Annotated in this window: 19 protein-coding genes; 14 read left to right on the top strand and 5 right to left on the bottom strand. The window is 58.5% G+C overall.

Annotated features, from left to right (window positions below; translation table 11 throughout):
- Positions 1 to 12 precede the first annotated feature (12 nt).
- The 11 genes from alg8 (at position 13) to RGM3321_RS03950 (ending at position 15025) form a co-directional block, all read left to right on the top strand.
- On the top strand, positions 13 to 1497 hold the full coding sequence (gene alg8 / locus RGM3321_RS04000) for a mannuronan synthase (protein WP_244391712.1): 1485 nt from the start codon (positions 13 to 15) through the stop codon (positions 1495 to 1497).
- Positions 1498 to 1537: 40 nt separating this feature from the next.
- Positions 1538 to 2710, top strand: a complete 1173-nt coding sequence (locus tag RGM3321_RS03995) for an alginate biosynthesis protein Alg44 (protein WP_244391696.1) — start codon at positions 1538 to 1540, stop codon at positions 2708 to 2710.
- A 2-nt stretch (positions 2711 to 2712) separates the two neighbouring features.
- Positions 2713 to 4125 (top strand): alginate biosynthesis TPR repeat lipoprotein AlgK, encoded by a 1413-nt coding sequence (gene algK / locus RGM3321_RS03990; RefSeq protein WP_244391695.1) that lies wholly within the window; start codon positions 2713 to 2715, stop codon positions 4123 to 4125.
- A complete protein-coding gene (locus tag RGM3321_RS03985; RefSeq protein WP_004658317.1) occupies positions 4122 to 5603 on the top strand; it encodes an alginate export family protein in 1482 nt (493 codons plus the stop codon). Before algK ends, RGM3321_RS03985 begins: the two co-directional genes overlap by 4 nt.
- 26 nt (positions 5604 to 5629) lie before the next feature.
- Entirely contained in the window at positions 5630 to 7240 is a 1611-nt protein-coding gene (gene algG / locus RGM3321_RS03980) for a mannuronan 5-epimerase AlgG (RefSeq protein ID WP_244391694.1), read from the top strand.
- Positions 7241 to 7254: 14 nt separating this feature from the next.
- On the top strand, positions 7255 to 8694 hold the full coding sequence (locus RGM3321_RS03975) for an alginate biosynthesis protein AlgX (protein WP_244391693.1): 1440 nt from the start codon (positions 7255 to 7257) through the stop codon (positions 8692 to 8694).
- 8 nt (positions 8695 to 8702) lie between these two features.
- A complete protein-coding gene (locus RGM3321_RS03970; RefSeq protein ID WP_244391692.1) occupies positions 8703 to 9839 on the top strand; it encodes a mannuronate-specific alginate lyase in 1137 nt (378 codons plus the stop codon).
- A gap of 192 nt (positions 9840 to 10031) precedes the next feature.
- The gene (locus RGM3321_RS03965; protein WP_244391691.1) at positions 10032 to 11588 is read left to right on the top strand and encodes an MBOAT family protein; all 1557 of its coding nucleotides are present in this window, start codon (positions 10032 to 10034) and stop codon (positions 11586 to 11588) included.
- 10 nt (positions 11589 to 11598) lie between these two features.
- Complete coding sequence (locus RGM3321_RS03960) at positions 11599 to 12744, top strand: alginate O-acetyltransferase (protein ID WP_244391690.1); 1146 nt, start codon at positions 11599 to 11601, stop codon at positions 12742 to 12744.
- 42 nt (positions 12745 to 12786) lie between these two features.
- On the top strand, positions 12787 to 13455 hold the full coding sequence (locus RGM3321_RS03955) for an alginate O-acetyltransferase AlgF (RefSeq protein WP_244391689.1): 669 nt from the start codon (positions 12787 to 12789) through the stop codon (positions 13453 to 13455).
- Positions 13456 to 13573: 118 nt separating this feature from the next.
- On the top strand, positions 13574 to 15025 hold the full coding sequence (locus tag RGM3321_RS03950; protein WP_244391688.1) for a mannose-1-phosphate guanylyltransferase/mannose-6-phosphate isomerase: 1452 nt from the start codon (positions 13574 to 13576) through the stop codon (positions 15023 to 15025).
- A 158-nt stretch (positions 15026 to 15183) separates the two neighbouring features.
- On the opposite strand, the gene RGM3321_RS03945 is transcribed toward RGM3321_RS03950, so the two are convergent.
- Positions 15184 to 17967, bottom strand: coding sequence for an RHS repeat-associated core domain-containing protein (locus RGM3321_RS03945; protein ID WP_244391687.1), 2784 nt, complete (start codon positions 17965 to 17967; stop codon positions 15184 to 15186).
- Between the two features lie 110 nt (positions 17968 to 18077).
- On the opposite strand from RGM3321_RS03945, the gene RGM3321_RS03940 reads away from it, so the two are divergent.
- On the top strand, positions 18078 to 18203 hold the full coding sequence (locus RGM3321_RS03940; protein ID WP_244391686.1) for an alginate biosynthesis protein AlgA: 126 nt from the start codon (positions 18078 to 18080) through the stop codon (positions 18201 to 18203).
- A 68-nt stretch (positions 18204 to 18271) separates the two neighbouring features.
- Here the strand turns inward: RGM3321_RS03940 and RGM3321_RS03935 are convergent, their stop codons facing one another.
- The gene (locus RGM3321_RS03935) at positions 18272 to 20992 is read right to left on the bottom strand and encodes an RHS repeat-associated core domain-containing protein (protein WP_244391685.1); all 2721 of its coding nucleotides are present in this window, start codon (positions 20990 to 20992) and stop codon (positions 18272 to 18274) included.
- 211 nt (positions 20993 to 21203) lie between these two features.
- On the opposite strand from RGM3321_RS03935, the gene RGM3321_RS03930 reads away from it, so the two are divergent.
- Together RGM3321_RS03930 and RGM3321_RS03925 are read left to right on the top strand one after the other, a co-directional pair.
- Positions 21204 to 21668, top strand: a complete 465-nt coding sequence (locus RGM3321_RS03930) for a multidrug transporter (RefSeq protein ID WP_244391684.1) — start codon at positions 21204 to 21206, stop codon at positions 21666 to 21668.
- 17 nt (positions 21669 to 21685) lie between these two features.
- Positions 21686 to 22504 carry an SDR family oxidoreductase gene (locus RGM3321_RS03925; protein WP_244391683.1) on the top strand — a complete coding sequence of 273 codons (819 nt, stop codon included), beginning with the start codon at positions 21686 to 21688 and terminating at the stop codon, positions 22502 to 22504.
- A 174-nt stretch (positions 22505 to 22678) separates the two neighbouring features.
- Here the strand turns inward: RGM3321_RS03925 and RGM3321_RS03920 are convergent, their stop codons facing one another.
- Genes RGM3321_RS03920 through RGM3321_RS03910 form a run of 3 tightly spaced genes read right to left on the bottom strand, consistent with a single transcriptional unit; the run spans position 22679 to position 25918 of the window.
- The gene (locus RGM3321_RS03920) at positions 22679 to 23539 is read right to left on the bottom strand and encodes an HlyD family secretion protein (protein WP_244391682.1); all 861 of its coding nucleotides are present in this window, start codon (positions 23537 to 23539) and stop codon (positions 22679 to 22681) included.
- A gap of 23 nt (positions 23540 to 23562) precedes the next feature.
- On the bottom strand, positions 23563 to 23763 hold the full coding sequence (locus RGM3321_RS03915; RefSeq protein ID WP_058408858.1) for a DUF1656 domain-containing protein: 201 nt from the start codon (positions 23761 to 23763) through the stop codon (positions 23563 to 23565).
- Positions 23753 to 25918: an FUSC family protein gene (locus RGM3321_RS03910; RefSeq protein WP_244391711.1), complete on the bottom strand. Its 2166-nt coding sequence runs from the start codon at positions 25916 to 25918 to the stop codon at positions 23753 to 23755. The genes RGM3321_RS03915 and RGM3321_RS03910 overlap by 11 nt, the downstream gene beginning before the upstream one ends.
- Positions 25919 to 25929 lie beyond the last annotated feature (11 nt).

The following is a 25929-nucleotide window of genomic DNA, read 5'->3' as shown; positions in this document are numbered from 1 at the left end:
CTTAGGGATACGATTATGCAGAGGCTCAAGCACGGCCTGTTACAGGCCGCCGGTTGGCTGTTTTACTTAAGTTTACTCATGGGCCTTGCCACGGCATTGCCTACCAGTATCTTCGACTCGCAGTCGAAGAACTTTATATTCCTGATTGGCGCCGTTGGCATCTGGCGTTACTCGATGGGGATTACGCACTTCGTGCGCGGGATGATTTTCCTGTACATCGTCTACCCGCATTTGCGCCGCAAGGTTCGCAAGCTGGGCAGTGCAGCAGATCCGTCCCATGTGTTCCTGATGGTTACCAGCTTTCGCATCGATGCACTGACCACCGCACAGGTGTACAGCTCGGTCATCCGTGAAGCCATCAACTGCGGCCTGCCGACCACTATCGTCTGCTCGCTGGTTGAAATGTCCGATGAACTGCTGGTCAAAAGCATGTGGGCCAAGGCCAACCCGCCAGACCGCGTGCAACTGGACTTCGTACGTATTCCGGGCACCGGTAAACGTGACGGCCTGGCTTACGGCTTCCGTGCCATCTCGCGTCACTTGCCCGACGAGCGTGCAGTTGTGGCAGTGATCGACGGCGACACCGTACTCAACGAAGGTGTGGTCGCCAAGACCGTGCCGTGGTTCCAGCTGTTCGACAATGTCGGCGGCCTGACCACCAACGAGTTCTGTGAAGTACGTGGCGGCTACATCATGAGCGAGTGGCACAAGCTGCGTTTCGCTCAGCGTCACATCAACATGTGCTCGATGGCTCTGTCCAAGCGCGTGCTGACCATGACCGGCCGTATGTCGGTATTCCGCGCTGCCGTGGTGACCGATCCGGAGTTCATTGCCGACGTGGAAAGCGACTCGCTCAACCACTGGCGTCTGGGCACTTTCCGGTTTCTGACCGGTGACGACAAGTCCAGCTGGTTCAGCCTGATGCGCCTGGGTTACGACACCTTCTACGTGCCGGACGCCGCGATCAACACCGTGGAACACCCGCCCGAGAAAAGCTTCCTGAAAGCCAGCCGCAAGCTGATGTATCGCTGGTACGGCAACAACCTGCGTCAGAACTCGCGTGCACTGGGTCTGGGCGTACGTCGCCTGGGGATTTTCACCAGCATCGTGCTGTTCGACCAGCGTGTGTCGATGTGGACCTCGATTCTCGGCCTGACCGTCGCCATCATCGCCAGCTTCAAGTATGGCGGCGCGTTCCTGATGATGTACTTGCTGTGGATCGGCATGACCCGCCTGATCCTTACCCTGCTGCTGTCCCTCTCGGGACACAGGATCGGGCCTGCCTACCCGATAATTCTCTATTACAACCAGATCATCGGCGCGCTGATGAAGATCTATGTCTTCTTCCGCCTGGACCGCCAGTCCTGGACACGCCAGGACACCAAACTGAGCCGCGACATGGCCAGCTTTCAAGGCTGGTTCAACACGTGGTCGTCCCGAACCATGACTTTCTCGGCTGGCACCATCTTCGTCGCTGTGCTGTTGACGATGGTTTGACCGGGCCAACGGATTAATCGCTTAAGTAGGAAAATTAGCCATGAATACAGCCGTGAATGCGAACGTCGTACATGAATCCGAAGCCCAGCGCCAACACGCCCGGATCAAGATCCCGGCCAAACTGCGCCTGCTGAACGACAAGCCGAACGCACCGCTGGTGCGCATCGAAGATCTGTCGGCCGGCGGTCTGAGCTTTGTTGCTCCAGAGGGTCTTACCTACACCGCCGGGGAAGTTATCAAAGGCCGCCTGCAGTTCCTGATCGACAACCTTGGCCTGGCCATGGATGTAGAAATGCAGGTCCGCTCGGTGGATAACGCCAGCGGCCGCATTGGCTGCCAGTTCCAGAATCTGGAAGTTCAGGACATTGCCACCCTGCGCCACTTGATCACCTCTCACCTGTCCGGCGAAATCGTCAGCCTGGGTGAAGTGCTGGCAACCTTGCAGCGTGACAACTTCACCAAGGCACGCAAGGTCAAGGGCAGCGACAGCGGCATGAGCGCCCTGGGCCGCCTGCGCGCCGTAACGTTCAGCCTCGGCATCTTCATTGTCGGTCTGGCGGCGTTCGGCTTCATCTTCAAGACCGTCTACGGCCTGTACTTTGTCAGCCACGCATCGGCTGGCCTGGTATCGATCCCGAGCATGGACGTGACCATGCCGCGTGAAGGCACTGTGCAAAGCCTGGTAGCCCAGAACGGCGAAGCCACCAAAGGCGCGCCACTGGCAACCTTCAATACCAGCATGCTGGAAATGCTCAAGGGTAGCCTGACCGGTGAAGACCTGCAGCCAGCCAAGATCGAAGAGCTGTATGGCAAGCAGATGAGCGGCACCATGACCAGCCCGTGCGACTGCGTTGTAGCTCGCCAACTGGTTGCCGACGGTCAGTTCGCGTCCAAGGGCCAAGTGATCTTCCAACTGGTGCCACGCAACGCGCCGGCAACTGTTGAAGCCCGCTTCACCTATCGCCAGTTCAACGACGTCAAGCCAGGCACCCGTGTCAGCTTCCAGATCGCTGGTGAAGACAAACTGCGCACCGGTCAGATCGTTAGCAGCACCAACCTGAGCGACACCGACCTGTCTACCGACATCCGCGTGCAGATCAAGCCTGATGAAAGCCTGAGCAGCTCGCTTGCCGGTCGCCCTGTGGAAGTCGTCAGCGATCGCGGCCCGTCCGTGAACTGGCTGATCGATAAAGCAATGGCTGCGGGTCTGTAACCATGAACAGCCCACTACGACGCCTGTCGACCCCCACGCTATTGAGCCTTGCCGTCGCGCTCGGCCTCAGCGGCTGTGCCGGCCTGCCTGATCAACGCCTTGCCAATGAAGCCCTGAAAAACGGCGACACTGCATTGGCAGAGCAGAACTATCGGCAGCTGGCGGACCTGGGCTATAGCGACGCGCAAGTCGGCCTGGCTGATATTCAGGTCGCAACTCGCGACCCGGCTCAGCTCAAGCAGGCCGAGGCTACCTATCGCGCTGCCGCGCAGACCTCCCCTCGGGCGCAGTCGCGCCTGGGCCGTTTGCTGGCTGCCAAGCCCGACGCTACCGAAGCCGAACATCGCGAAGCCGAAGGCCTGCTGAAACAGGCCTTCGCCAATGGCGAGTCGGGCACCCTGATCCCGCTGGCCATGCTCTATCTGCAATACCCGCATACCTTCCCGGAAGTGAATGCGCAGCAGAAGATCAGTGAGTGGCGCGCTGCCGGTTATCCGGAGGCAGGTCTGGCCCAAGTGCTGCTGTATCGCACGCAAGGTACCTATGCCGAGCATCTGGATGAAGTCGAAAGCATCTGCAAGCAGGCGCTTTCAACAACCGATATCTGCTACGTCGAGCTGGCCACCGTCTACCAGACACGCAACCAGACCGAGCAACAGGCAGCACTGATCGCGCAATTGAAGAGCGAGCATGCGGCCGGCCGTGTCGGCGCTCAGCGAGTGGACAGCGTGGCGCGCGTACTGGGTGACTCCACCATCGGTACGCCGGACGAAAAGACCGCTCAGCAATTGCTGGAAAGCGTTGCGCCGGGCTACCCGATTTCATGGGTCACGCTGGCCAAACTGCTTTACGACTTCCCCGAACTGGGTGACGTCAACAAGATGATGGAATACCTGAACAACGGCCGCGCGGCGGACCAGCCTCGCGCCGAGCTGCTGCTGGGGCGCCTGTACTACGAAGGCAAATGGGTCACGCCCGATGCCGTCAAGGCCGAAGAGCATCTGAAGAAAGCTACCGCAACGGAAATCTCTGCCCATTACTACCTGGGTCAGATCTACCGTCGCGGCTACCTGGGCCAGGTCTACTCGCAAAAAGCCGTGGACGAGCTGCTGACCGCCGCCCGTGGTGGCCAGAACAGCGCCGACTTCGCCCTTGCGCAGCTGTTCTCGCAGGGCAAGGGCACGCTGCCCGATCCGGTCAACGCCTGGGTTTTCGCCCAGTTGGCGCTGACCAGCGAAACCCCGCAAGCAACCGAGCTTGCCCAGGCACTCAACGCACAACTGCCGCCTGAAAAACTCGCCACTGCCAAAGACCTGTTGGCACGCGAGCAAAAAGTCCGGGGCGCTAGCGCTACTCAGAACGCGATGGCGATGCAGGCCCTGCAAGAAGAAAAAGACGGTGAGGAAGCATTATGAAGTTGAATCCCCTGATGGCTGCTGGCATGGGCCTTGGCTTCACCCTGTTGTGGGCCTGCCCGACGCTGGCAGCGCTGACCGAAGAACAGAATTTCGGTATCGAAGTGAAAGCCACGGCACAGGCCGAGGATGATCGCGATCTGGGCACCCGTTCGGGCGGCGACGTCAACGGTGTGGGCCTGGACCTGCGCCCTTGGGTCTACGGTGAGCGCGGCAACTGGAGCGGTTATGCCATGGGCCAGGTGGTCACCGCCACCGACACCATTCAGACCGACCCGCTGGAGCAGAGCAACAGCGACGGCAGCGGCACGCAAACCTCCCGCGGCACTGCCAGCGAACGCGAAGTCGACAAGTCCTATGCTGCGCTGCGTGAATTCTGGATTGGCTACAGTGGCTTCACGCCCTACCCCGGCGAAATCCTCAAAGTGGGTCGTCAGCGTCTGCGCAACGACGATGGTCAGTGGCACGACACCAACATCGAGGCCATCAACTGGAACTTCGATACCACCTTGCTGCGTGCCGAACTGGGTGCCGCACAGCGCTTCAGCGAATACCGCACCGACTTGACCGAACTGGCACCTGACGACGAAGACCGCAAGCACCTGTTCGGTTCCGCCAGCTACCAGTGGACTCCCGGCCATTGGGCGGGCGTGCGCGCTCACTACAGCCATGACGACGGCAAGCTCAAGTCTCAGGGCGAGCAACTGGATGATCTGGACAAGACGTCCAACGGCAATCTGACCTGGCTGGGTCTGCAGGCCGACAGCGATGCCTACAACTATCGCAACACTACCCCGCTCAATTACTGGGGCAGCCTGACCTGGCTGAACGGTACACGTGACGAAATCGGCGTGACTTCCGCAGGCAATGACCAGTTCATCGCCGGCGAGAAAAACGACCGCGACATGAACGGCTGGGCCACTGACCTGGGTCTGCGTCTTCGTCTCGACCCGCAATGGCAAGTCGGTGCGGCTTACTCGCGCGCCAGCAAGGATTACGTCCAGAACGGTCTGGAGAGCAACCGTTCGAACTGGACCGGCACGCGTTCGCGCATTCATCGCTTCGGCGAAGCGTTCCAGGGCGAAATGGCCAACGTGGAAAGCGGCTCGCTATTCGCCTCCTGGCAGATGAACGAGGAATACGACGCGTCGCTGATCTACCACAAGTTCCGTCGTGTGGACGGCAACACCGGTATCGGCGGTTCGGGTATCAATGCCGTGCGTGAAAACGGTAACAGCAACACATTCAGTTCACTGCCGCTGGAAGACGGGCGCAAGGACCTGGGTCAGGAAATGGACCTGGTCGTGACCAAGTACTTCAAACAAGGCCTGCTGCCTGCCTCGCTCAGCCAGTCGTTCGACGAACCTTCGGCACTGGTGCGCTTGCGCGCAGGTGTCTTCAAGCCCGGCGATGCGTATCACAACGGCGTGGATGAATACATGCACCGCGCTGTTGTCGACGTCATCTGGCGCTTCTGATGCGAACCGCCAAAGGAGTGCCAGAGATGAACAGTCATACAAGCAATGGGCGTAGCCGAAGCTGGCCGCATGCCCTGCTCGAAAGCGCACTGCTGACCAGCGCTCTGCTGATGGCCAGCGGTGTGGCGCTGGCTAACGCCCCTGTCGTAACCGATGCACAGAAGGCGGTGGTCAAAGAGCTCCACGAGGCCAAGACCTACACCATCACCAGCCCGCCGCCAGAACCGCTGGAAATGGCCAAGCCTGTGCTGCCCGACCTCAAGGGCTACACCGCAGAAGCCGCCTTGAAAAAGATCGTGCGCAACAAGCCGGGCAAGGTCACTGTTTCGCGGATGATGGAAGAAACCGGCCTGAAGGAATTCATCGGCGGCGATAACAAGATGGCCGAATGGGTCAACCGTCAGCGCGGCATCCCGCAGGCCATCATGATTTCCGATGGCTACGTGAACCTGCAGGACCTCGCCAAAAAGGTGCCCAAGCAGTTCCTCAATGAAGTGTCGCCGGGTGTCTATGTGGCGCGCCTGCCGATCCTGGTCAAAGAGACCGGGATCTTCGAGATCGACAGCAAGACCAAGGAATTGCGTCTGTCTCAGGAAAAAGGTTCGTTCATCGTCAGCGAAGGCAAGATGCTGATCACCCACACTCAGGTCAATGCCTGGAGTGAAACCCGCAACAGCCTGGCGACCTATCGCAAGCCTGACGAGTTTCGTCCGTTCCTGTTGACCTGGGGTGGCTCGGAAACCTGGATCGCCAACACCAAAATGGCGAGCATGGGTTACGACCAGAGTAAGTCCTACGGCATCAGTATTTCCCAGTACACGCCCAACACCGCGAAGATTCTCAAGCGTGCCGAGCCGACCGGCTGGATCATCGATTCAGAGTTCTCGGACATGTGGTACGGCTTCTACTGCTATGAAACCCGCGACTTCGTGGTCAAGGGCAATACCTACCGCGACAACATCATTTACGGCATTGACCCGCATGACCGTTCGCACGGTCTGATCATCGCCGAAAACGACGTTTACGGGACCAAAAAGAAGCACGGGATCATCATTTCCCGGGAAGTGGACAACAGCTTCATCTTCCGCAACAAGAGCCACAACAACAAACTGTCCGGCGTGGTTCTGGACCGTAACAGCGTCGGCAATATCGTCGCCTACAACGAGATCTATCAGAACCACACTGACGGCATCACCCTGTACGAAAGCGGCAATAACCTGCTGTGGGGCAATCGCGTGATCGCCAACCGCCGCCACGGTATCCGCGTGCGTAACAGCGTGAACATCAAGCTGTATGAAAACGTCGCCATAGGCAACGGCCTGATGGGCGTCTACGGCCACATCAAGGACTTGAGCGACACCGACCGCGACATCGAGCTCGACCCGTTCGACGCTCAGGTATCGCTGATCATGGTCGGTGGCGAACTGTCCAGCAATGGCTCCGGCCCGCTGTCCATCGACTCGCCATTGAGTGTCGAGCTGTATCGCGTCTCGATGCTGATGCCCACCAAAGAGGTCGGCATCAGCCTCAACGGCATCCTCGGTGAGCGCCAGGACGAGATCCTCGACCTGCTTGTACGCCAGAAAAAAGCCGTATTGATCGACCCCGTCGAAAGCCAGACCGAGCTGCGGGAATGAGGAAGGGTATTTTTATGCACGCACATCTGATCAAGCTGTTGAGCCTGTCCAGCCTCACCGCCGCCCTCATGGCCGCCGCAGGTGTCGCTCGGGCGGATGACTCACAAGCGCCGACATTCAAGGCCGAGCCTTGCTGCTCTCTGTGCCCGGCTGCGCATGATGCGAAAAACTACACCACGCGCTATCAGCAGAACTTCACCACACTGGTCCAGGCTCAGGGCGACTGGCTGTTCCGGACTCAGGAAGACCTGCGCACCGAATTCGACACCACGCCTGCCGGCTACCGCCGCATGAAAGAACTGCACGATGCGTTCAAAAGCAAAGGCGTCGAACTGGTCGTGGTCTATCAACCGACCCGTGGTCTGGTAGATCGCAACAAGCTGTTTCCAGCCGAGCGCGACAAGTTCGACTACGACAAGGCGCTGAAAAACTATCAGGCCATGCTCGGCCGCTTCAGCAAGATGGGTTACTGGGTCCCGGACCTGTCACCGTTGACCAACGAGCAGCAGGCGCATGACTTCTACTTCCGCGGTGACCAGCACTGGACGCCTTACGGCGCACAACGCACTGCGAAGATCGTCGCCGAAACCGTGAAGAAGGTTCCGGGCTACAGCGACATCCCCAAGCGTGAGTTCGAAAGCCATATTTCCGGACGCATGGGCAAAACGGGCACTTTGCACAATATGGCGGGTCAATTGTGCGGCACCAGCTACGCGATCCAGTACATGGATCAATTCACCACCGAACCCAAGGGTGAGGCGGGCGACGGTGACCTGTTCGGCGATTCCGGCAACCCGGAGATCACACTGGTCGGCACCAGCCACAGCGGCAAGAACTACAACTTCGCTGGCTTCCTGCAGGAATACATGGGTGCCGACGTGTTGAACGTAGCGTTCCCTGGTGGTGGTCTGGAAGGTTCGATGCTGCAGTACCTGGGCAGTGAAGACTTCCAGAAGCGTCCGCCGAAAATTCTCATCTGGGAATTCTCGCCGCTGTATCGCCTGGATCAAGAGACCATCTATCGCCAGATGATGGCGCTGCTGGACAACGGTTGCGAAGGCAAGCCTGCGGTCATGAACGCCAGCACCACCCTCAAGCCGGGCACCAACGAAGTGTTGGTCAACGGCAAGAATGGCATCAAGGACATTCGTAACGGCAGCAATCAGATCGACATCAAGTTTGACGACACCTCGGTGAAAGTCCTTCAAGCCAGGCTCTGGTACATGAACGGGCGTCACGAGGATCTGAAAATCGAAAAACCGGAAACGTCCGATACCGACGGACGCTTCGCGTTCGAACTGCGCGAAGACGAGGACTGGGCTAACCAGCAATTGCTGGCGCTGGAAATCCAGGGACCGGAAGCAGGCACGGCACCACAAAAAGTCGAAGCCAAAGTATGCAAACGCAACGTGTTCCCGAGCGCTGCGACACACACCGCTCAAGCCGGACTATGAGGTGACTTATGCAGACTCCTAAACTGATACGCCCTACCCTGCTGTCGATGGCAATCCTGTCATCGATGGCCTGGGCTACGGGTGCGTCCGCCGCACTGGTTCCACCCAAGGGCTATGACGCCCCGATCGAAAAAATGAAGACTGGCGATCACAACTTCAGCTGTGAAGCCATTCCGAAGCCGTACACCGACAAGCTGGTTTTCCGCAGCAAGTACGAAGGTTCGGACAAGGCACGTGCGACTCTCAACGCCGTGTCGGAAGAAGCTTTTCGTGATGCTACCAAGGACATCACCGACCTTGAGCGTGGCGTCAGCAAAGTCGTGATGCAGTACATGCGCGACGGTCGTCCGGAACAGCTCGATTGCGCGTTGAACATGATGACCACCTGGGCCAAGGCCGATGCGCTGGAGTCGCGCGAGTTCAACCACACCGGCAAGTCCATGCGCAAATGGGCACTGGGCAGCATGTCCTCCGCCTACCTGCGTCTGAAGTTCTCCGAGTCGCACCCGCTGGCCAATCGTCAGCAGGACGCGAAGATCATCGAAGCCTGGTTCAGCAAGCTGGCCGACCAAGTGGTCAGCGACTGGAGCAACCTGCCGCTGGAAAAAATCAACAACCACTCGTACTGGGCCGCATGGTCGGTGATGGCAACCGCCGTCGTGACCAACCGCCAGGACCTGTTCGACTGGGCTGTTAAGGAATTCAAGGTCGCCGCCAATCAGGTAGACAAGGACGGCTACCTGCCCAACGAGATGAAGCGTCGTCAACGCGCGCTGTCGTATCACAACTACGCCTTGCCGCCACTTGCAATGATCGCAAGCTTCGCCCAGGCCAATGGTGTCGATCTGCGTCCGGAAAACAACGGTGCTTTGAAGCGCTTGGGTGACCGTGTTCTGGCCGGCGTCAAAGACCCTGCATCGTTTGCTGAACACAACGGTGAAAAACAGGATATGACGGACCTGAAGAAAGATCCGAAATTCGCTTGGCTCGAACCGTACTGCTCGCTCTACACCTGCAGCCCGGACGTGCTGGAAGAGAAACACGAAAAGCAGCCGTTCAAGACTTTCCGCCTCGGCGGTGACCTGACCAAGGTTTACGACCCGACGCACGAGAAAGGCGACAAGGGCGATAACGACGGCTCCTGATTCACTGTTGTTATTTGTAGGAGCGGACTTGTCCGCGAAGCCCCACGCCCAAGCGATGCATCCAAAAGACCGGACTTCGCCTGAGCTGCTTCACCGACAAGCCGTAACGCGACGTGTTTTACCCCCCCAATTTCAACGGGGGGTTTGGGGGGGCTTTGAGCCCTTGAATGTTGGACAAACGGAGAGATAAGGATGGTTTTCTCATCCAACGTGTTCCTGTTCCTGTTCATGCCGATCTTCCTCGGTTTGTACTACTTGAGCGGGCAACGCTATCGCAATCTGCTGTTGCTGATTGCCAGCTATATCTTCTACGCCTGGTGGCGTGTTGACTTTCTGGCGTTGTTCATCGGCGTGACCGTCTGGAACTACTGGATCGGTCTCAAGGTAGGCGCAGCAGGTGTGCGGACCAAACCGGCACAGCGCTGGCTGCTGCTCGGCGTAATCGTGGACCTGTGTATTCTGGGCTACTTCAAATACGCCAACTTCGGTGTGGACAGCATCAACGCAGCCATGACCTCGATGGGGCTTGAACCGTTCATCCTGACCCACGTGCTGTTGCCGATCGGTATCTCGTTCTATGTCTTCGAGTCCATCAGCTACATCATCGACGTTTACCGCGGCGACACCCCGGCCACGCGCAACCTGATCGACTTCGCTGCATTCGTCGCGATCTTCCCGCACTTGATCGCCGGCCCCGTGCTGCGTTTCCGCGATCTGGCCGACCAGTTCAACAACCGTACACACACGCTGGACAAGTTCTCTGAGGGTGCCACGCGCTTCATGCAGGGCTTCATCAAGAAAGTGTTCATCGCCGACACCCTGGCGGTGGTCGCCGACCACTGCTTCGCCTTGCAAAACCCGACCACCGGTGACGCCTGGCTGGGTGCGCTGGCCTACACCGCGCAGCTGTACTTCGACTTCTCCGGTTACAGCGACATGGCCATCGGTCTGGGTCTGATGATGGGTTTCCGCTTCATGGAAAACTTCAAACAGCCCTACATCAGCCAGTCGATCACCGAGTTCTGGCGTCGCTGGCACATCAGCCTGTCCACCTGGCTGCGTGATTACCTGTACATCACCCTGGGCGGCAACCGTGGCGGCAAGTTCGCGACTTATCGCAACCTGTTCCTGACCATGCTGCTGGGCGGTCTGTGGCATGGTGCCAACGTCACCTACATCATCTGGGGTGCCTGGCACGGTATGTGGCTGGCCATCGAGAAAGCGGTCGGCATCAACACCAAGCCTTATAGCTTCAACCCGATTCGCTGGGCACTGACCTTCTTGCTGGTGGTCGTAGGCTGGGTCATCTTCCGCGCCGAAAACCTGCATGTCGCCGGTCGTATGTACAGCGCCATGTTCAGCTTCGGCGAGTGGCAGCTGTCGGAACTCAACCGTGCCAGCCTGACCGGTCTGCAAGTTGCGACACTGGTAGTGGCCTACGTGACCCTGGCGTTCTTCGGTCTGCGTGACTTCTACCAGAACCGTGAAAAAGACACCGGCAAGAGTGCCAAGGCTGACGGTCCTGCGACCGCACAACCGGGCACCATCAAGGCCGTTCCTGGCGATGCTCCCGGCAGTCTGCACCTGCCAGGCTACACCGTGGGCAGCGAAGCCCAGGTGCAGCCAGCGTACTGGGTTGCCGACTGGCCACGTTACGCCATGCGTGCACTGATCCTGCTGCTGTTCGTGGCTTCGATTCTCAAACTCTCGGCGCAAAGCTTCTCGCCGTTCCTTTACTTCCAGTTCTGAGGAGCCTGACATGACCCGTTCATTACGAATCCTCTATATCGCCATCTTCCTGGCCATTCTGCTGGTCCTGGGCGTCTGGTCGTTGCGCAGTTTCAGCACATTCTCGACCTCGGCCGAGACCACCGTGCTCAACGGCAAGTGGACCAAGGCGGCGGAAACTCATTACGACGATGAGTTCCCGATCAAGCGCCTGGGCACCAACCTGTGGGCAGCGCTGGACTTCAAACTGTTCAACGAAGGTCGTCCGGGTGTTGTGCTCGGCAAGGACCAGTGGTTGTACACCGACGAAGAGTTCGACGCAGTTGCCAACGGCGAGCAGAACGAAGCCGACAACCTGGCGATCATTCAGGGTGTGCGTGACGCGCTGGAAAAACAGGGCACCAAATTGGTCCTGGCGATTGTTCCGGCAAAAACCCGTCTGTACCCGGAGCACATCGGTGACAGCAAGCCTGCCAGCCTGCACACCGACCTGTATCAGCAGTTCCACGCTCAGGTCGCCAAGGCCGGGATCTTTGCCCCGGACCTGCTGGCACCGCTGCAAGCTGCCAAACAACAGGGCCAGGTTTTCCTGCGCACCGACACCCACTGGACGCCAATGGGTGCCGAAGTCGCCGCGCAGCAACTGAGCGCCGCAATTGCCCAGAAAACGCCGCTGGAAGGCGAACCTGAGCAGTTCGTCACACAAGCCAAGGGAACCGAAGCCTACAAAGGTGACCTGACTACATTCCTGCCGCTCGATCCGCTGTTCAGCAACCTGCTGCCCAAGCCGGACGAGTTGCAGAAACGCAGCACCGATCCAGTAGCAGGCGAAGCAGCAGGCGGTGACGCACTGTTCGCAGACAGCGACATCCCGGTGGGTCTGGTTGGCACCAGCTACAGCGCCAACCCTAACTGGAACTTCGTCGGTGCCTTGAAAGAAGCCCTGCGCAGCGACGTCGTCAACTACGCCGAAGACGGCCATGGCCCGATTCTGCCGATGCTCAAGTACCTGCAGACCGATGCTTTCAAGAACACCCCGCCGCAAGTGGTGATCTGGGAGTTCCCGGAGCGCTACCTGCCAGCACACAACGATCTTGGCGAGTTCGATCCGAAGTGGATCGCCGAGCTGAAGAAATCGCGTGACACCCAAGAAAACGTGGCGCTCAACGCCAAATAATCCGAGTCGCCCAACCGGGCGCAAAACTGAGAGGACTGACTCATGACTTTTAACACTACTGCCAACCGTTCGACCGCAAAACGCATTTTCAAAACCTGCGCAATGGCCGCAGGTCTGGGCCTGATGTCCCTGCAAGCTTTTGCCGGTGACTCCGCCCTGTACGGCCCGACCGCACCAAAAGGCTCGACCTTCGTGCGTGTCTACAACGCCAGCAACGCCGAAATCAGCGCCACCGTTGGCAACACCAACCTCAACGAAGTGGCGCCACTGGGCAGCACTGCGTTCAGCTTCATGCCACAGGGCGACTACACCGCCAAGCTGGGCAGCCAGAGCCTGCCGGTGAAACTGGCGGGTGATCACTACTACACCATCGTCAACAACGCCAGCGGCAAACCGCAGCTGGTTGAAGAGCCGCCGTTCAAGAACAAGCAGAAATCCCTGGTTCGCGTTCAGAACCTCAGCGACAAGTCCCTGACTCTGAAAACCGCCGACGGCAAGACTGAAGTGGTCAACGCAGTAGCGGCCAAAGGCACCGGTGAGCGTGAGATCAACCCGGTCAAAGTCAGCCTGGCGCTGTACGACGGCGACAAGAAAGTCACCGATGTGAAACCAGTGGCACTGGAGCGTGGCGAAGCCGCTGTGCTCTACATCACCGGCAGTGGCAGCAGCCTCTCGCCAGTGTGGGTCAAGCCACCGGTCGCAACCCGCTAAACGGATTATGCAGGCCGGTTCAGGGCATCAGCGCTGAACCGACCCGCGCGGAACAAGAACAAGACAGAAACGACAGACACCTCGTACGGCCCTAATTGAATGCTTTTGGAGAAACAAAATGATTCCAGTTATCTTGTCAGGCGGTAGTGGTTCACGACTCTGGCCGCTTTCGCGTAAACAATTCCCTAAACAGTTCCTGGCACTGACCGGCGAGCACACCCTGTTCCAGCAAACCCTGGAGCGTCTGGTGTTCGAGGGCATGCAGGAGCCTATCGTGGTCTGCAACAAGGACCACCGTTTCATCGTCAACGAGCAACTGGCTGCACTGAACCTGGACACCCAGGCGATCCTCATGGAACCGTTCGGCCGCAACACGGCACCAGCCGTTGCCCTGACCGCCATGAAGCTGGTCAACGAAGGCAACGACGGCCTGATGCTGGTGCTGCCAGCCGACCACGTCATCGAAGACCAGAAAGCCCTGCAACGCGCACTGGCACTGGCAACCGTAGCCGCAGAACGCGGCGAAATGGTGCTGTTCGGCGTACCGGCCAACAAGCCTGAAACCGGCTACGGCTACATCAAGTCCACCGCCGATGCCCTGCTGCCGGAAGGTGTCAGCCGCGTATCGCAGTTCGTCGAAAAACCTGACGAAAAACGCGCCAAGGAATTCGTCGAAGCCGGTGGCTACTACTGGAACAGCGGCATGTTCCTGTTCCGCGCCAGCCGCTTCCTGGAAGAGCTGAAAAAGCACGATCCGGACATCTACGACACCTGCCTGCTGACCCTTGAGCGCAGCGTGCAGGACGGCGACGCGCTGGAAATCGACGCTTCCACGTTCGCTTGCTGCCCGGACAACTCCATCGACTACGCGGTCATGGAAAAAACCCAGCGCGCCTGCGTTGTGCCGCTGTCGGCTGGCTGGAGCGATGTCGGCTGTTGGTCGTCGCTGTGGGAAGTCAACGCCAAGGACGCCAACGGCAACGTCACCAAGGGCGACGTGGTCATCCAGGACAGCCGCAACTGCATGATCCACGGCAACGGCAAGCTCGTGTCGGTGATCGGTCTGGACAACATTGTAGTCGTCGAAACCAAGGACGCGATGATGATTGCCCACAAGGACAAGGTCCAGGGCGTCAAGCAGATGGTCGCCACCCTCAACGAACAGGGCCGCACCGAGACCCAGAACCACCTCGAAGTGTACCGTCCGTGGGGCTCCTACGATTCGGTGGATATGGGCGGTCGTTTCCAGGTCAAGCGTATCTCCGTCAAGCCGGGCGCCTGCCTGTCGCTGCAGATGCACCACCACCGCGCCGAACACTGGATCGTGGTATCCGGTACAGCGCAGGTAACCTGTGACGAGAACGTGTTCCTGCTTACCGAGAACCAGTCCACTTACATCCCGATCGCCTCGGTGCATCGCCTGCGCAACCCGGGCAAGATCCCGTTGGAAATCATCGAAGTGCAATCGGGCAGCTACCTGGGCGAAGATGACATCGAGCGTTTCGAAGACATCTACGGTCGTTCGAATGCGCTTGAAGCGGGTGTGAAGACCCAGACTATCGCTCGCTGACAGACGCTTTTAGCTGCAAGTGAGACAGCCCTCGGCAACACGTTGCGTAGCCTTACCCGCAACGTGTTGTCGAGGGCTTTTTATCTTGAGATCCAGACCATCATTGCCCTGTAACAGATGGTTCTCATATTCAGGTTGCTCATACGGCCTCACCGGCGCTATTTCCATGAGTGGCTGCCTCCCATGTTTATGAAGTTCGAGAGTGGCATTCTTTTTTGGGCTTCTGCCTGATAACGCTTCGGGTTTTTTAATGGTTTACCTTTAATATCGTGATCGATCATCGTTGAAAACAGCTTGCTCAGCCCGCGCCCCTCTTTAAGCAATACCTCTGTGAACACCCTGGGCCCCGTGACAGCAGAAACGATTCTCATCCTGTCATTCACATCGGCGGTGCTACTGAGCACTGCGCCAAGGCCCGTCTCACGATAAACGCTGTACCGGTCGACGATCTCCTTTTCCAAGGTGCTCAGCACCGGATTGTTGGCAGGTGACGCGAACGAATTATTGTTAATCACGATTTCATCCCGGTTCCAAGGTGTGTCCGTCGGGCGCATCGTGAAAATCCTCTTGGGCTTGGGAATGAAATCGGTATCCCTGACACCGCGCTTGAACATGTCGTCCGTGTCCGAATAAATACCGCCATAATGGTTGATCAAGCTGTAGCGAAGCACGTCACTGGCTGCAGAGTAGTGTCGAGGGTCATCCCCATACAAATCCTTATAAATCTCGTACGACGGGGTTTTCTGGAATTTTCTGAAAAATTCTTCTTCCCTGAGATCGGAAATATGGACGTTCCTTCGCCCGCGCAGCGCTGCAACTATTTCCGTTTCATCACCCTTTCGCAGGTCCAGATGCAGATGCAGCGTCAATTGATAGTCAGGGTTCAGCACAGAAGTGTTTTCAATCCCTCCCAGGTGCTTCATCAGTGGTTCCGCAGCGCCCAACCAGATGTAATGAATATGCTTGGGGATTTCAGCGACTCCTCCCGCAGCGTCGATGAAGGTGAGCGGATTGTTTCTCAACATACCGTATAGATTAAGCCCGTCTTCAAGCCCGGCCGGGTCCGGATTGATCCAGCGCTGTAACCACGGCGCGTAATACCGCATCCCGTAATAATAAAGCCCTGTCGCATCCCGCTCCTTGCCCGAGTAACGCACAGTCTTGTAACTCGCCTCGATCGCACTGCGCCCCGCCCACCATGACGTGCCGCCGAACGGGTAATAACTTTCCTGGCTGACACGCTGCGCCTGTCCATCCAGTTCCAGCGTGCCGGACCCCAGGTGGTCGTTCACTGTGTAGCGAGTCTGATCATTTTCAAGCGCGTCGGGCTTTCCAGACGCCCAATGCAGCACGCGTACGTTATTGCGCCCGGCCTGAGCTACAACAACGTGCAGGGTTTCGCCAGTGGCCGTATCGGTACGGATTTCAAGCCCGGGCAGGTAACGTACATCGGCCGTATGGGTAATGCTTTTGGCTTGCGTGGTGCGTACCTTGCGCAGGCGCTGGCCGCTGGCGTCGTAGCTGTAGCGTTCGCTGTCATCATTGCCGGATTCACGAACCACTGGACGCACTTGCTGCAGCTGGTTGCGTCGATCCCAGCCAAGGTCCTGCCCGACCCGCAGGGCAAGCAGATTACCGCTGGCGTCGAAGGCTGCAGCAATTTCAGCTTCATCGGGTATATGGTCATTGATCACCGGCAGACTGCGGTTGCTGTAACGCGCAGTCACCAGCGTTCGCGAATGGGACTGCGCGCCTGTATGGGTAAGCTGTTGCAGGTTGCCACCCGCGTCGTAGCGGTAGGTCTGGGTGTAATTGGCCAACTGCGTTGGATCCGCGGGACTTTGAAACCTTGGAAGCATCGGGCCGTGATTAACGACCGCCGATTCCCGACCTGTGGCTTCGATCAGTTGGTACAGCGTGTCGTAGCCATAGGTCGAAACAGGGTCGATGCGCTGATTGCGGTTATAAGCCGTTGACTGAGCGCGGTCCTCGATACGGATGACATTACCGACCGGGTCGTAGTCGTACAGCAAGTCCTGCAACATCGGCCCATCGGCCCGCCTGGCCTTCAACTCCAGTAGACGACCGTCTTCAGCGGCATAGAGCGCCGTGCTGATCACACCATTGCCAGCCGTTTCCGACACCACCCGCCCCTGCGCGTCATACTGAATGGCACTGACCAGAACCTGTTCGGCCTGACAGTTCAGTTGCAAACGACTGCTTTTCAACTGCCCCGCAACGGTGTAATCCAGCAACTGAACATTACCCTGCGCATCGATTTGCCGGATTGTTTCGTTCAACGGGTTGTAGCGCCAGCAGGTGGTTGCGCCGTCGCCGGGCTCCAGCAAGGCATCACGCCCGGCCAGCGACGCGGGCCAGTCAGGCTCATTGGCAGAGTGCAGAAAGCGCCGCGTTTGACGAATCACATTTCCCGAAAGACCGTACGCATCGTCAAGCAGCGTGCCTGCCGGATCGTCATGACGAATCAACTGACCGCACTGGTTATACGCGGTCGAATCAGGCCCGCCATAAAGCAAGCGCTCGACGCAGTGCTCATCTTCAAAAATCTCGGTGGGTCTTAGCAGCGCATCGTACTGAGTACGTCGCACAACGCCCCGAGCGTCCCAGGCTTCCACTACCTGCCCGGCCTCCCCCGCCAGCAACACTCGCCAGCCAGCATCCACGCTGTCGCTGGCCAGAACCTGTCCGCCGAGCGAATGAATGACGCTGAGATTGGCAGGTGCCCGATCAGCCCACAGGCGCGGATCCCAGCTCATCGACGGACGACCCGCGACATCAAAGGCCGTATGACTGTGCCTGGCCTGCGGTTCTTCAGCAGGCTTCAGACGGCAGAACACGACTGAACCGGTCAGCAGCCGACGCGGATCTACCACCTGTAGATGCGGGGTGTAACGGTGCAGTACAGCGCTTGTAGCATTCATGGTTCAGTCATCCTTGATCAGCCTTGCCAGGTAGTGCACTGAATACTTTTTCAGCTCGAAACCATCACGATTGACTCGGCACATAGACTCATAACCCAGGCGAGATCCCGTTGGAAATCCTCGATGTGCAATCGGGTAGCGACCTGGGCGAAGACGATATCGAGCGTTTCGAAGATAGCTACGGTTGTTTGCAAGCGCTGGAGGCGAGTGTGAAAATACAGACTATCGCACGCTGAAGTTGTTAAGTTACTACTCCCGGCAGCGGGCCGGGGAATTTTTTCATATCTACTGCAACTAGCGGGCCTCAAAAAAACTGTTTGTACAAAGCAAACTCGGATGATTTCTCTGAAGCCGACCGCTTTACATACATAACAGCACTCGCAAATGAATCAGCATTACCATATGCCAACTCAGCGAATGTTTTGTTTGTATCGTTCCGATAGTGCTTACCTAAAGTTGCTGAATGCTTATCGACCTTGCCCGCAGCCAGATCTAGCAAAGGCGTAGGGTCCTGGCCCTCCTTGGCCTTACCGTATACATAATCCATGGTATTCAACGCAGCGTGGGAAAATTCGTGAATCAACACTTGGGCAATAAAACTTTTCCCGGTAGCCTTTTTGGCTTCTCCCCAGGTTTTCCTGTTAATCCTCAAAAATTTTTCGTCGCGTTGATCCCTATAATTTTTGCGAAGCTGTGTCATCTCTCTGTTCAACTCTTTCGGGGAAGCACTTTGACGTGTCACTCGTTCAGTCGCAGCCAGGTAATGAGAGAACCCTTTATAGCGCTCCATATCAAGTAAAGCAGTGACGGTATCCTCTGGTTTATCTGAATCCAAGATATCGACGTTACGCATAGAGGTTTCTCGGGCCACTCGTAACACCTTATCAATGTCATCTTTCCAGCGAGCCTTATGCTCGACACTGTCAACTCCAAAGAAACGCTTCATGACTATTGGCACATCTTCATTGGCTTCAACGTCAAGCAGCGCTTTCGTTTTTTCCAACGCCCTTATCGCTTCGAGGCGAGCATCATCTACCTCCTTCTCAAATCCAAATAACGGAGCGAGTCCCTCGACATCAGTCATGGATACCGGATTATTTCTGACCATTCGGTACATATTCAACCCGTCCACCGCACCCGCCGGGTCCGGATTGATCCAGCGCTGTAACCACGGCGCGTAATACCGCATCCCGTAGTAATAAAGCCCCGTCGCATCCCGCTCCTTGCCCGAGTAACGCACGGTCTTGTAACTCGCCTCGATCGCACTGCGCCCCGCCCACCATGACGTGCCGCCGAACGGGTAATAACTTTCCTGACTGACACGCTGCGCCTGTCCATCCAGTTCCAGCGTGCCGGACCCCAGGTGGTCGTTCACTGTGTAGCGAGTCTGATCATTTTCAAGCGCGTCGGGCTTTCCAGACGCCCAATGCAGCACGCGCACGTTATTGCGCCCGGCCTGAGCTACAACAACGTGCAGGGTTTCGCCAGTGGCCGTATCGGTACGGATTTCAAGCCCGGGCAGGTAACGTACATCGGCCGTATGGGTAATGCTTTTGGCCTGCGTGGTGCGTACCTTGCGCAGGCGCTGGCCGCTGGCGTCGTATATATAGCGTTCGCTGTCGTCCGCAGCGTCATCGCGAACCACTGGCCGCACCTGCTGTAACTGGTTGCGTCGATCCCAACTCAGATCTTGCCCGGCTTGCAGGGCGAGCAAATTGCCATTGGCGTCGAAGGCAGCAGCGATTTCAGCTTCATCGGGTATATGGTCATTGATCACCGGCAGACTGCGGTTGCTGTAACGCGCAGTCACCAGCGTTCGCGAATGGGACTGCGCGCCTGTATGGGTAAGCTGTTGCAGGTTGCCGCCCGTGTCGTAGCGATAAGTCTGCGTGTAGTTGGCCAATTGCATTGGATCCGCAGGACTTTGGAAGCCGGGAAACACCGGGCCGTGATTAACGACCGCCGATTCCCGACCTGTGGCTTCGATCAGTTGGTACAGCGTGTCGTAGCCATAGGTCGAAACAGGGTCAATGCGCTGATTGCGGTTATAAGCCGTTGACTGAGCGCGGTCCTCGATACGGATGACATTGCCAACGGGATCGTAGCCGTAGAGCAAGTCCTGCAACATCGGCCCATTGCCATGCCTGGCATTCAACTCCAGTAGACGACCGTCTTCAGTGGTATAGAGCGCCGTGCTGATCACACCATTGCCAGCCGTTTCCGACACCACCCGCTGCTGCGCGTCGTATTGAATGGCACTAACCAGAACCTGTTCGGCCTGACCGTTGAGCTGTAAGCGACTCTCTTTCAACTGCCCTGCAACGGTGTAATCCAGAGACTGAACATTGCCCTGCGCGTCGGTTTGCCGAATTGTTTCGTTCAACGGGTTGTAGTGCCAGCAGGTGGTTGCGCCGTCGCCGGGTTCCAGCAAGGCATCACGCCCGGCCAGCGACGCGGGCCAGTCAGCCTCATTGGCAGAGTGCAGAAAGCGCCGCGTTTGACGAATCACATTTCCCGAAAGACCGTACGCATCGTCAAGCAGCGTGCCTGCCGGATCGTCATGACGAATCAACTGACCGCACTGGTTATACGCGGTCGAATCAGGCCCGCCATAAAGCAAGCGCTCAACGCAGTGCTCATCTTCAAAAACCTCGGTGGGTCTTAGCAGCGCATCGTACTGAGTACGTCGCACAATGCCCCGGCCATCCCAGGCCTCCAGCACCTGCCCGGCCTCACCCGCCAACAACACTCGCCAGCCCGCGTCCACACTGTCGCTGGCCAGAACCTGACCGCTGAGCGAATGAATGACGCTGAGATTGGCAGGTGCCCGATCAGCCCACAGGCGCGGATCCCAATGGCTGACAGGTCGACTGGCAAGGTCGAATGATGCCTGGCTGGTACGGAGTTCCGGCTCGTGGTCGATGCTCGAGCGATGCAGCAAAATCGACACCACAGGCAACCCGCGCGGATCCACCAACTGTAATGCCGGCGTGTGCTGATGAAGGGCAATCGAGCGTTCAACCATGACTGGCACCTGCATAAGTCCGACGAAGCTGGAAGATTCCGCGCTGTCCCACACTCTAGATAAGCGGGGCCGTAGCGCCTACTGACACTTATGACAGTGGCACAACAAGGGCAGACTGCAGCGCTCTCCGCGCCGATGCCTTGCCCATTGGTCAACGCCTGCCCAATGTCTGTAGTATCTCTGACATTGCATCTTGCTGGAGACCCGCCGCATGTTGATCGGCATCCTGTTAATCCTCACCTGGCTGATCCTTCTGCTCCGTTATCCGGCGAAGGCCCTGCCCGTCTCGCTGGCTGCGGCGGTCGCGCTCGGCGCGGTGGCGGCCATCGTCATCTGGCAGGACAGTCGGGAAACGCGTCAGCTTGAAGGCCTGGAAATCCGCCTGAGTTACGATCCGCAAGGCTGCCCGGCAGATCGCCCCTTGCAGGTCAGCATCACCAATAACAATCAGGTCACGTTGCGGGAGCTGCGCTGGCGGATCGCGGCCTATGCGCCCGGCGACTCGGTGAATCTGGCGGACAACACCTACACCTCTGCACGCTACCGCGGCCCCGGCGAACTTCAGGCCAAAGGTACGTGGCAGGATTGCGTGCCGCTGCCCGCACTGCGCAATGGCTATCGCCCGCAAACACTGGAATTTCGCGCAGAACATCTGCAAGGCAGCTTCTCGGACTGACCACAAGGACTTCACCCATGCCTATCGCTCTGATTACAGGCTGTTCCAGCGGAATAGGCCGTGCACTGGCCGATGCGTTCAAAACTACTGGCTATGAAGTCTGGGCCACTGCACGCAAGGCCGAGGATGTCGCTGCACTCAGTGCCGCGGGCTTCATTGCCGTTCAGCTGGATGTCAACGACGGACTGGCGCTGGGGCAACTGGCCGCCGGGCTGGAGCACAGCGGTCTGGATGTGTTGATCAATAACGCTGGCTATGGCGCGATGGGGCCGCTGCTCGACGCCGGCGTGGATGCCTTGCAGCGGCAGTTTGAAACCAATGTGTTTTCCGTCATAGGCGTTACCCGCGCGCTGTTTACGGCGCTGCGTCGCAACAAAGGCCTGGTAGTGAATATCGGTAGCGTTTCAGGTGTATTGGTCACCCCGTTTGCGGGTGCTTACTGCGCTTCCAAGGCCGCGGTGCATGCCCTCAGCGATGCGCTGCGTCTGGAGTTGGCACCATTTGGCGTACAGGTGATGGAGGTCCAGCCCGGCGCCATTGCGTCAAGCTTCGCAAAAAACGCCAGTCACCAAGCCGAGCAGTTGATCAGTGAGCAATCACCCTGGTGGCCGATCCGCGAAGGCATTCGCGCACGCGCCAAGGCTTCACTGGACAACCCTACACCCGCAACAGAATTCGCCCGCGACTTGCTCAAAGCAGTGCAACAAGCCAACCCGCCCCGCCTGCTGCGCCTGGGCAATGGCTCGCGCCTCCTACCGCTGATGGCATGGTTGCTGCCCAAGGGGTTGCTGGAGAATGGCTTGAGAAAACGCTTCGGGTTGAATACCGACTTGTGACGCAGAGCGTCACGAACTGCATTCCCACGCTGTAGCGTACGGAACGATCACCTCAACTATCGTGCAACGCTCCGAGTCGTCAATCCCAAGGCTGGGGCGTAGGGAGCGATCATTGCAATTATCGTGCGACGCTCCGCGTCGCATGCCGTTCTGGACGCTCTGCATCCTCAAGCATCAGCCGTCTATCGGCCTGACAATCACCGTGCAGGTCATTCCCGCCGCCAGCAATACGCTTTCCGGTACGGAATCCAGATGAATACGCACCGGCACGCGCTGGGCCAGACGCACCCAGTTGAAGGTCGGGTTCACATCAGCGATCAGTTCGCGACTTTGCGGGTTGTCGCGGTCGTAGATACCGCGTGCGATGCTTTCGACATGGCCTTTGAGCACTTCGCCGCTCATCAACTGCATATCGGCAGGATCGCCCACGCTCAGGTGCGGCAACTTGGTTTCCTCGAAAAAACCGTAGACCCAGAACGAGTTCATATCGACCACTGCCATCTTCGCTTCACCGATACGAGCATAGTCGCCGCGATGGACATTGAGGTTGGTGACGTAACCGTCCACTGCCGCTAATACCTGCGTGCGGGACAGGTTCAGCTCGGCCGCTTCCAGTTGCGCCTGCGCCAGCTGGTAATCGGCGAGTGCCGAGGTGGCGACATTGCTCGCGTCGTCACGGTTTTCTGCCGAGATGACCAGTTCATCCATGTCGGCACGGCGCTTCGCGTTGAGCTTGCGCATCTCCCACGTTGCCTTGCGTGAAGCCAGCAATGCCTGCGCCTGACGGACTGCGATCCGGTAATGCTCCGGGTCGATCTGCATCAGCAGATCGCCGCGTTTTACCCGTTGATTGTCGCGCACCGGCACATCGACCACGGTGCCGGACACATCGGCGGCCACATTGATGATATCGGCACGTACCCGACCATCACGGGTCCACGGCGTATCCATGTAGTCGACCCACAGCGTACGACCAACCCAGAGCGCGATTGCCAGCACCAGCAACGTGGCAAACAGGCTATAGAACTTTTTCATGCGATTATTTCTCGACTCAGGCGTCAACGATAAAGGGGCAGCGCCAGAGCGCCGAAGATGCAGATAAACACGCACAAGCGCAGCAACGCCGGGTGCCAGAAATGTCGGTACAGGTCAAAACCGGCCAGCAGGCGATCCAGTGCCCACGCCAGAACGACAGCCAGCAGAAACATCAGCGTCAGGCTCGGCATGTACAGACCGTGGAAGGCTATTTCACGTGGCATGGGCGATTCCTGAAGCTGTGCACGCAACGCCATAGGCGGCCAGCGGCGATTGCGGGTCCAACAGCGAGGTGCGGATAAAGTGCAGATAGCTTTTCACCCGGCGCAGCACTGACGTATCGAAATGCGAGGCGAAGGGTTCATCGGCCTCTTGCACCCGCTTGATCGCCTGATCGACCGCCAACAGGCCGCGCTGCAGATTGACCGCATCGGGCTGGATGAACAGGCGTACCAAGGCGCGTCCCATGACGCGCAACGCGATGCGCCAGGGTTGGTATTCGGCGTAGGCAGGATGAATCGGCAGAATCGCCTGTTCGCGGCGCAGCTCGATAATGGCGTGGCCGATTTCCAGCACCACGAACATCCAGCGCAACAGCTCGCGCTGCACCAGGGGTTTGCTGATCGCCAGACCATACGCCTGATGCATCAGGTCGCGGGTCTGGCTTTCGAAGCTTGAACCCAGACGCTTGAGCGGTGCGCCAATCGCAAACACCACCTGATTGCGCAAGGCCTGCTCCAGACGCTGCCACATCCAGCGGCTGTTGGGTGGCAGGATGATCGCCCCCGCTGCGGCACAGATCAGCATGCCGATAACCATCGCGAGGTAATCGTTGATGAAGGTGTAAGGGTTGTAGACCGTCAGGTTGTCTGGCACCGAGCCCAGGCTGAAAAAAATCAGCAGCCCCAGGCCGTATCCCGTCCACTGCGGACGTGAGCCCAGAAAGGCGCCGAGCACAAACACCGGGGCCAATAGCAGGCACAGCAGCGGGAAACCGTCGATGTGCGGGAACAGAAAAAAGGTTTCGACAAAACCCAGCAGTGCGCCGAGCAACGTACCGCCGGCCATCTGCAGCGACATGCGCCTGGGGTTGTTGGTGGTCGATGAAAGCGCGACGGTTGCCGCCGAAGCCAGGACCATGCTCGCGCCGCTGGGCCAGGCCGTCAGCACCCAATATGCACTCATCAGGCCGACCACGAAGGTCGCGCGAGCTCCGGACGCCAGGACTGTCATCCAGTGGGTACGCGGCACGAATGACGCGTTCCACTGCTCACGCGCATGGGTGTGATCGGCCAGCGACGCGTGGGTGAGCGCGTAATCATGCAGCTCGCTGACCAGCCGGTATAGCAGCTCGAACGCCGTATGAAAATCGAGTCGTTCGGCGTCGCTCGGCAGGGTTTGTTCCAGCTCGGCGCGCAGGCTTCTGACCCGCTCGGGCAACTGCGCCCTGCACGTCTCAAGGCGCATGACCAGCAGCGCAGCATCATCGTTGGTCAACGCGCGGTCGACGAACACATCAAGCAGCTCTGCGAGGGTTTCAAGACCGGGACCGATGTACTTCAACACGGTATTGGCGCGTTCCAGACGCAGCCGTTCAAGCAACTGATGCAGTGCATTGAAGCGCGTCGTAACGGCCATGAACTCGCTGTTCAAGCGATTGAGCCGCCCGTTGCGCCGGCGCATGTGCGGGTCTTCGAACACTGTGACGCTGCGCAACCCTTCCAGACCGATGGCCTCGGCCACGAAGCGCACGTTTCCGGTTTCAAATGCCGTGCGTGCAATCTCCCCGCGCAAACCCTCGGCCATGAAACGGGCGAATACGCCGAAGCGCTGGTACAGCGCATTGCGCATGGCGGCACTGGAACTCTGTGGCAGGATCGCCGCACTCACCGCAGTGGAACAGAGGATCCCCAGGGTGATTTCCAGCACTCGCCACACCGCTGACATGAATGAACCTTCGGGATGCGCCAGGGCGGGCAGCCCTACCATCGCGGCCGTATACCCCGCCAGCACAAAGCCGTAAGCGCGAAAGTTGCGATAACGTGCCGCACCTGCGGAGCAGATCCCGACCCAGATCGCCAGGCTGCCGAGAAACGGCAGCGGGTTCTGCGCAAACAGGGCCATCAGCAGCACCATCATGGCCGACCCGGCCAGCGTACCCAGCAGACGATAAAAACTTTTGGCGAACACCTGCCCGCTCTGCGGCTGCATGACGATGAACACTGTGATAATCGCCGTGTGCGGCTGCGGCAATTCCAGGCGCAGAGCCAGCCAGTACGTCAGAAATGCAGCGATCAATACCTTGAAAAGGTAAACCCAGGTCACCCCGTCACTGCGCGCCCAACTACGAAATTCCCGACGCCAGGGCAAAGCGGCCATGCGCTCAAAAG

The sequence above is a fragment of the Pseudomonas sp. RGM 3321 genome, assembly GCF_022836805.1.
GTDB lineage: Bacteria > Pseudomonadota > Gammaproteobacteria > Pseudomonadales > Pseudomonadaceae > Aquipseudomonas.
The sequence above is the reverse complement of the archived record's forward strand: the minus strand, read 5'-3'. Positions and strand labels throughout refer to the sequence as shown.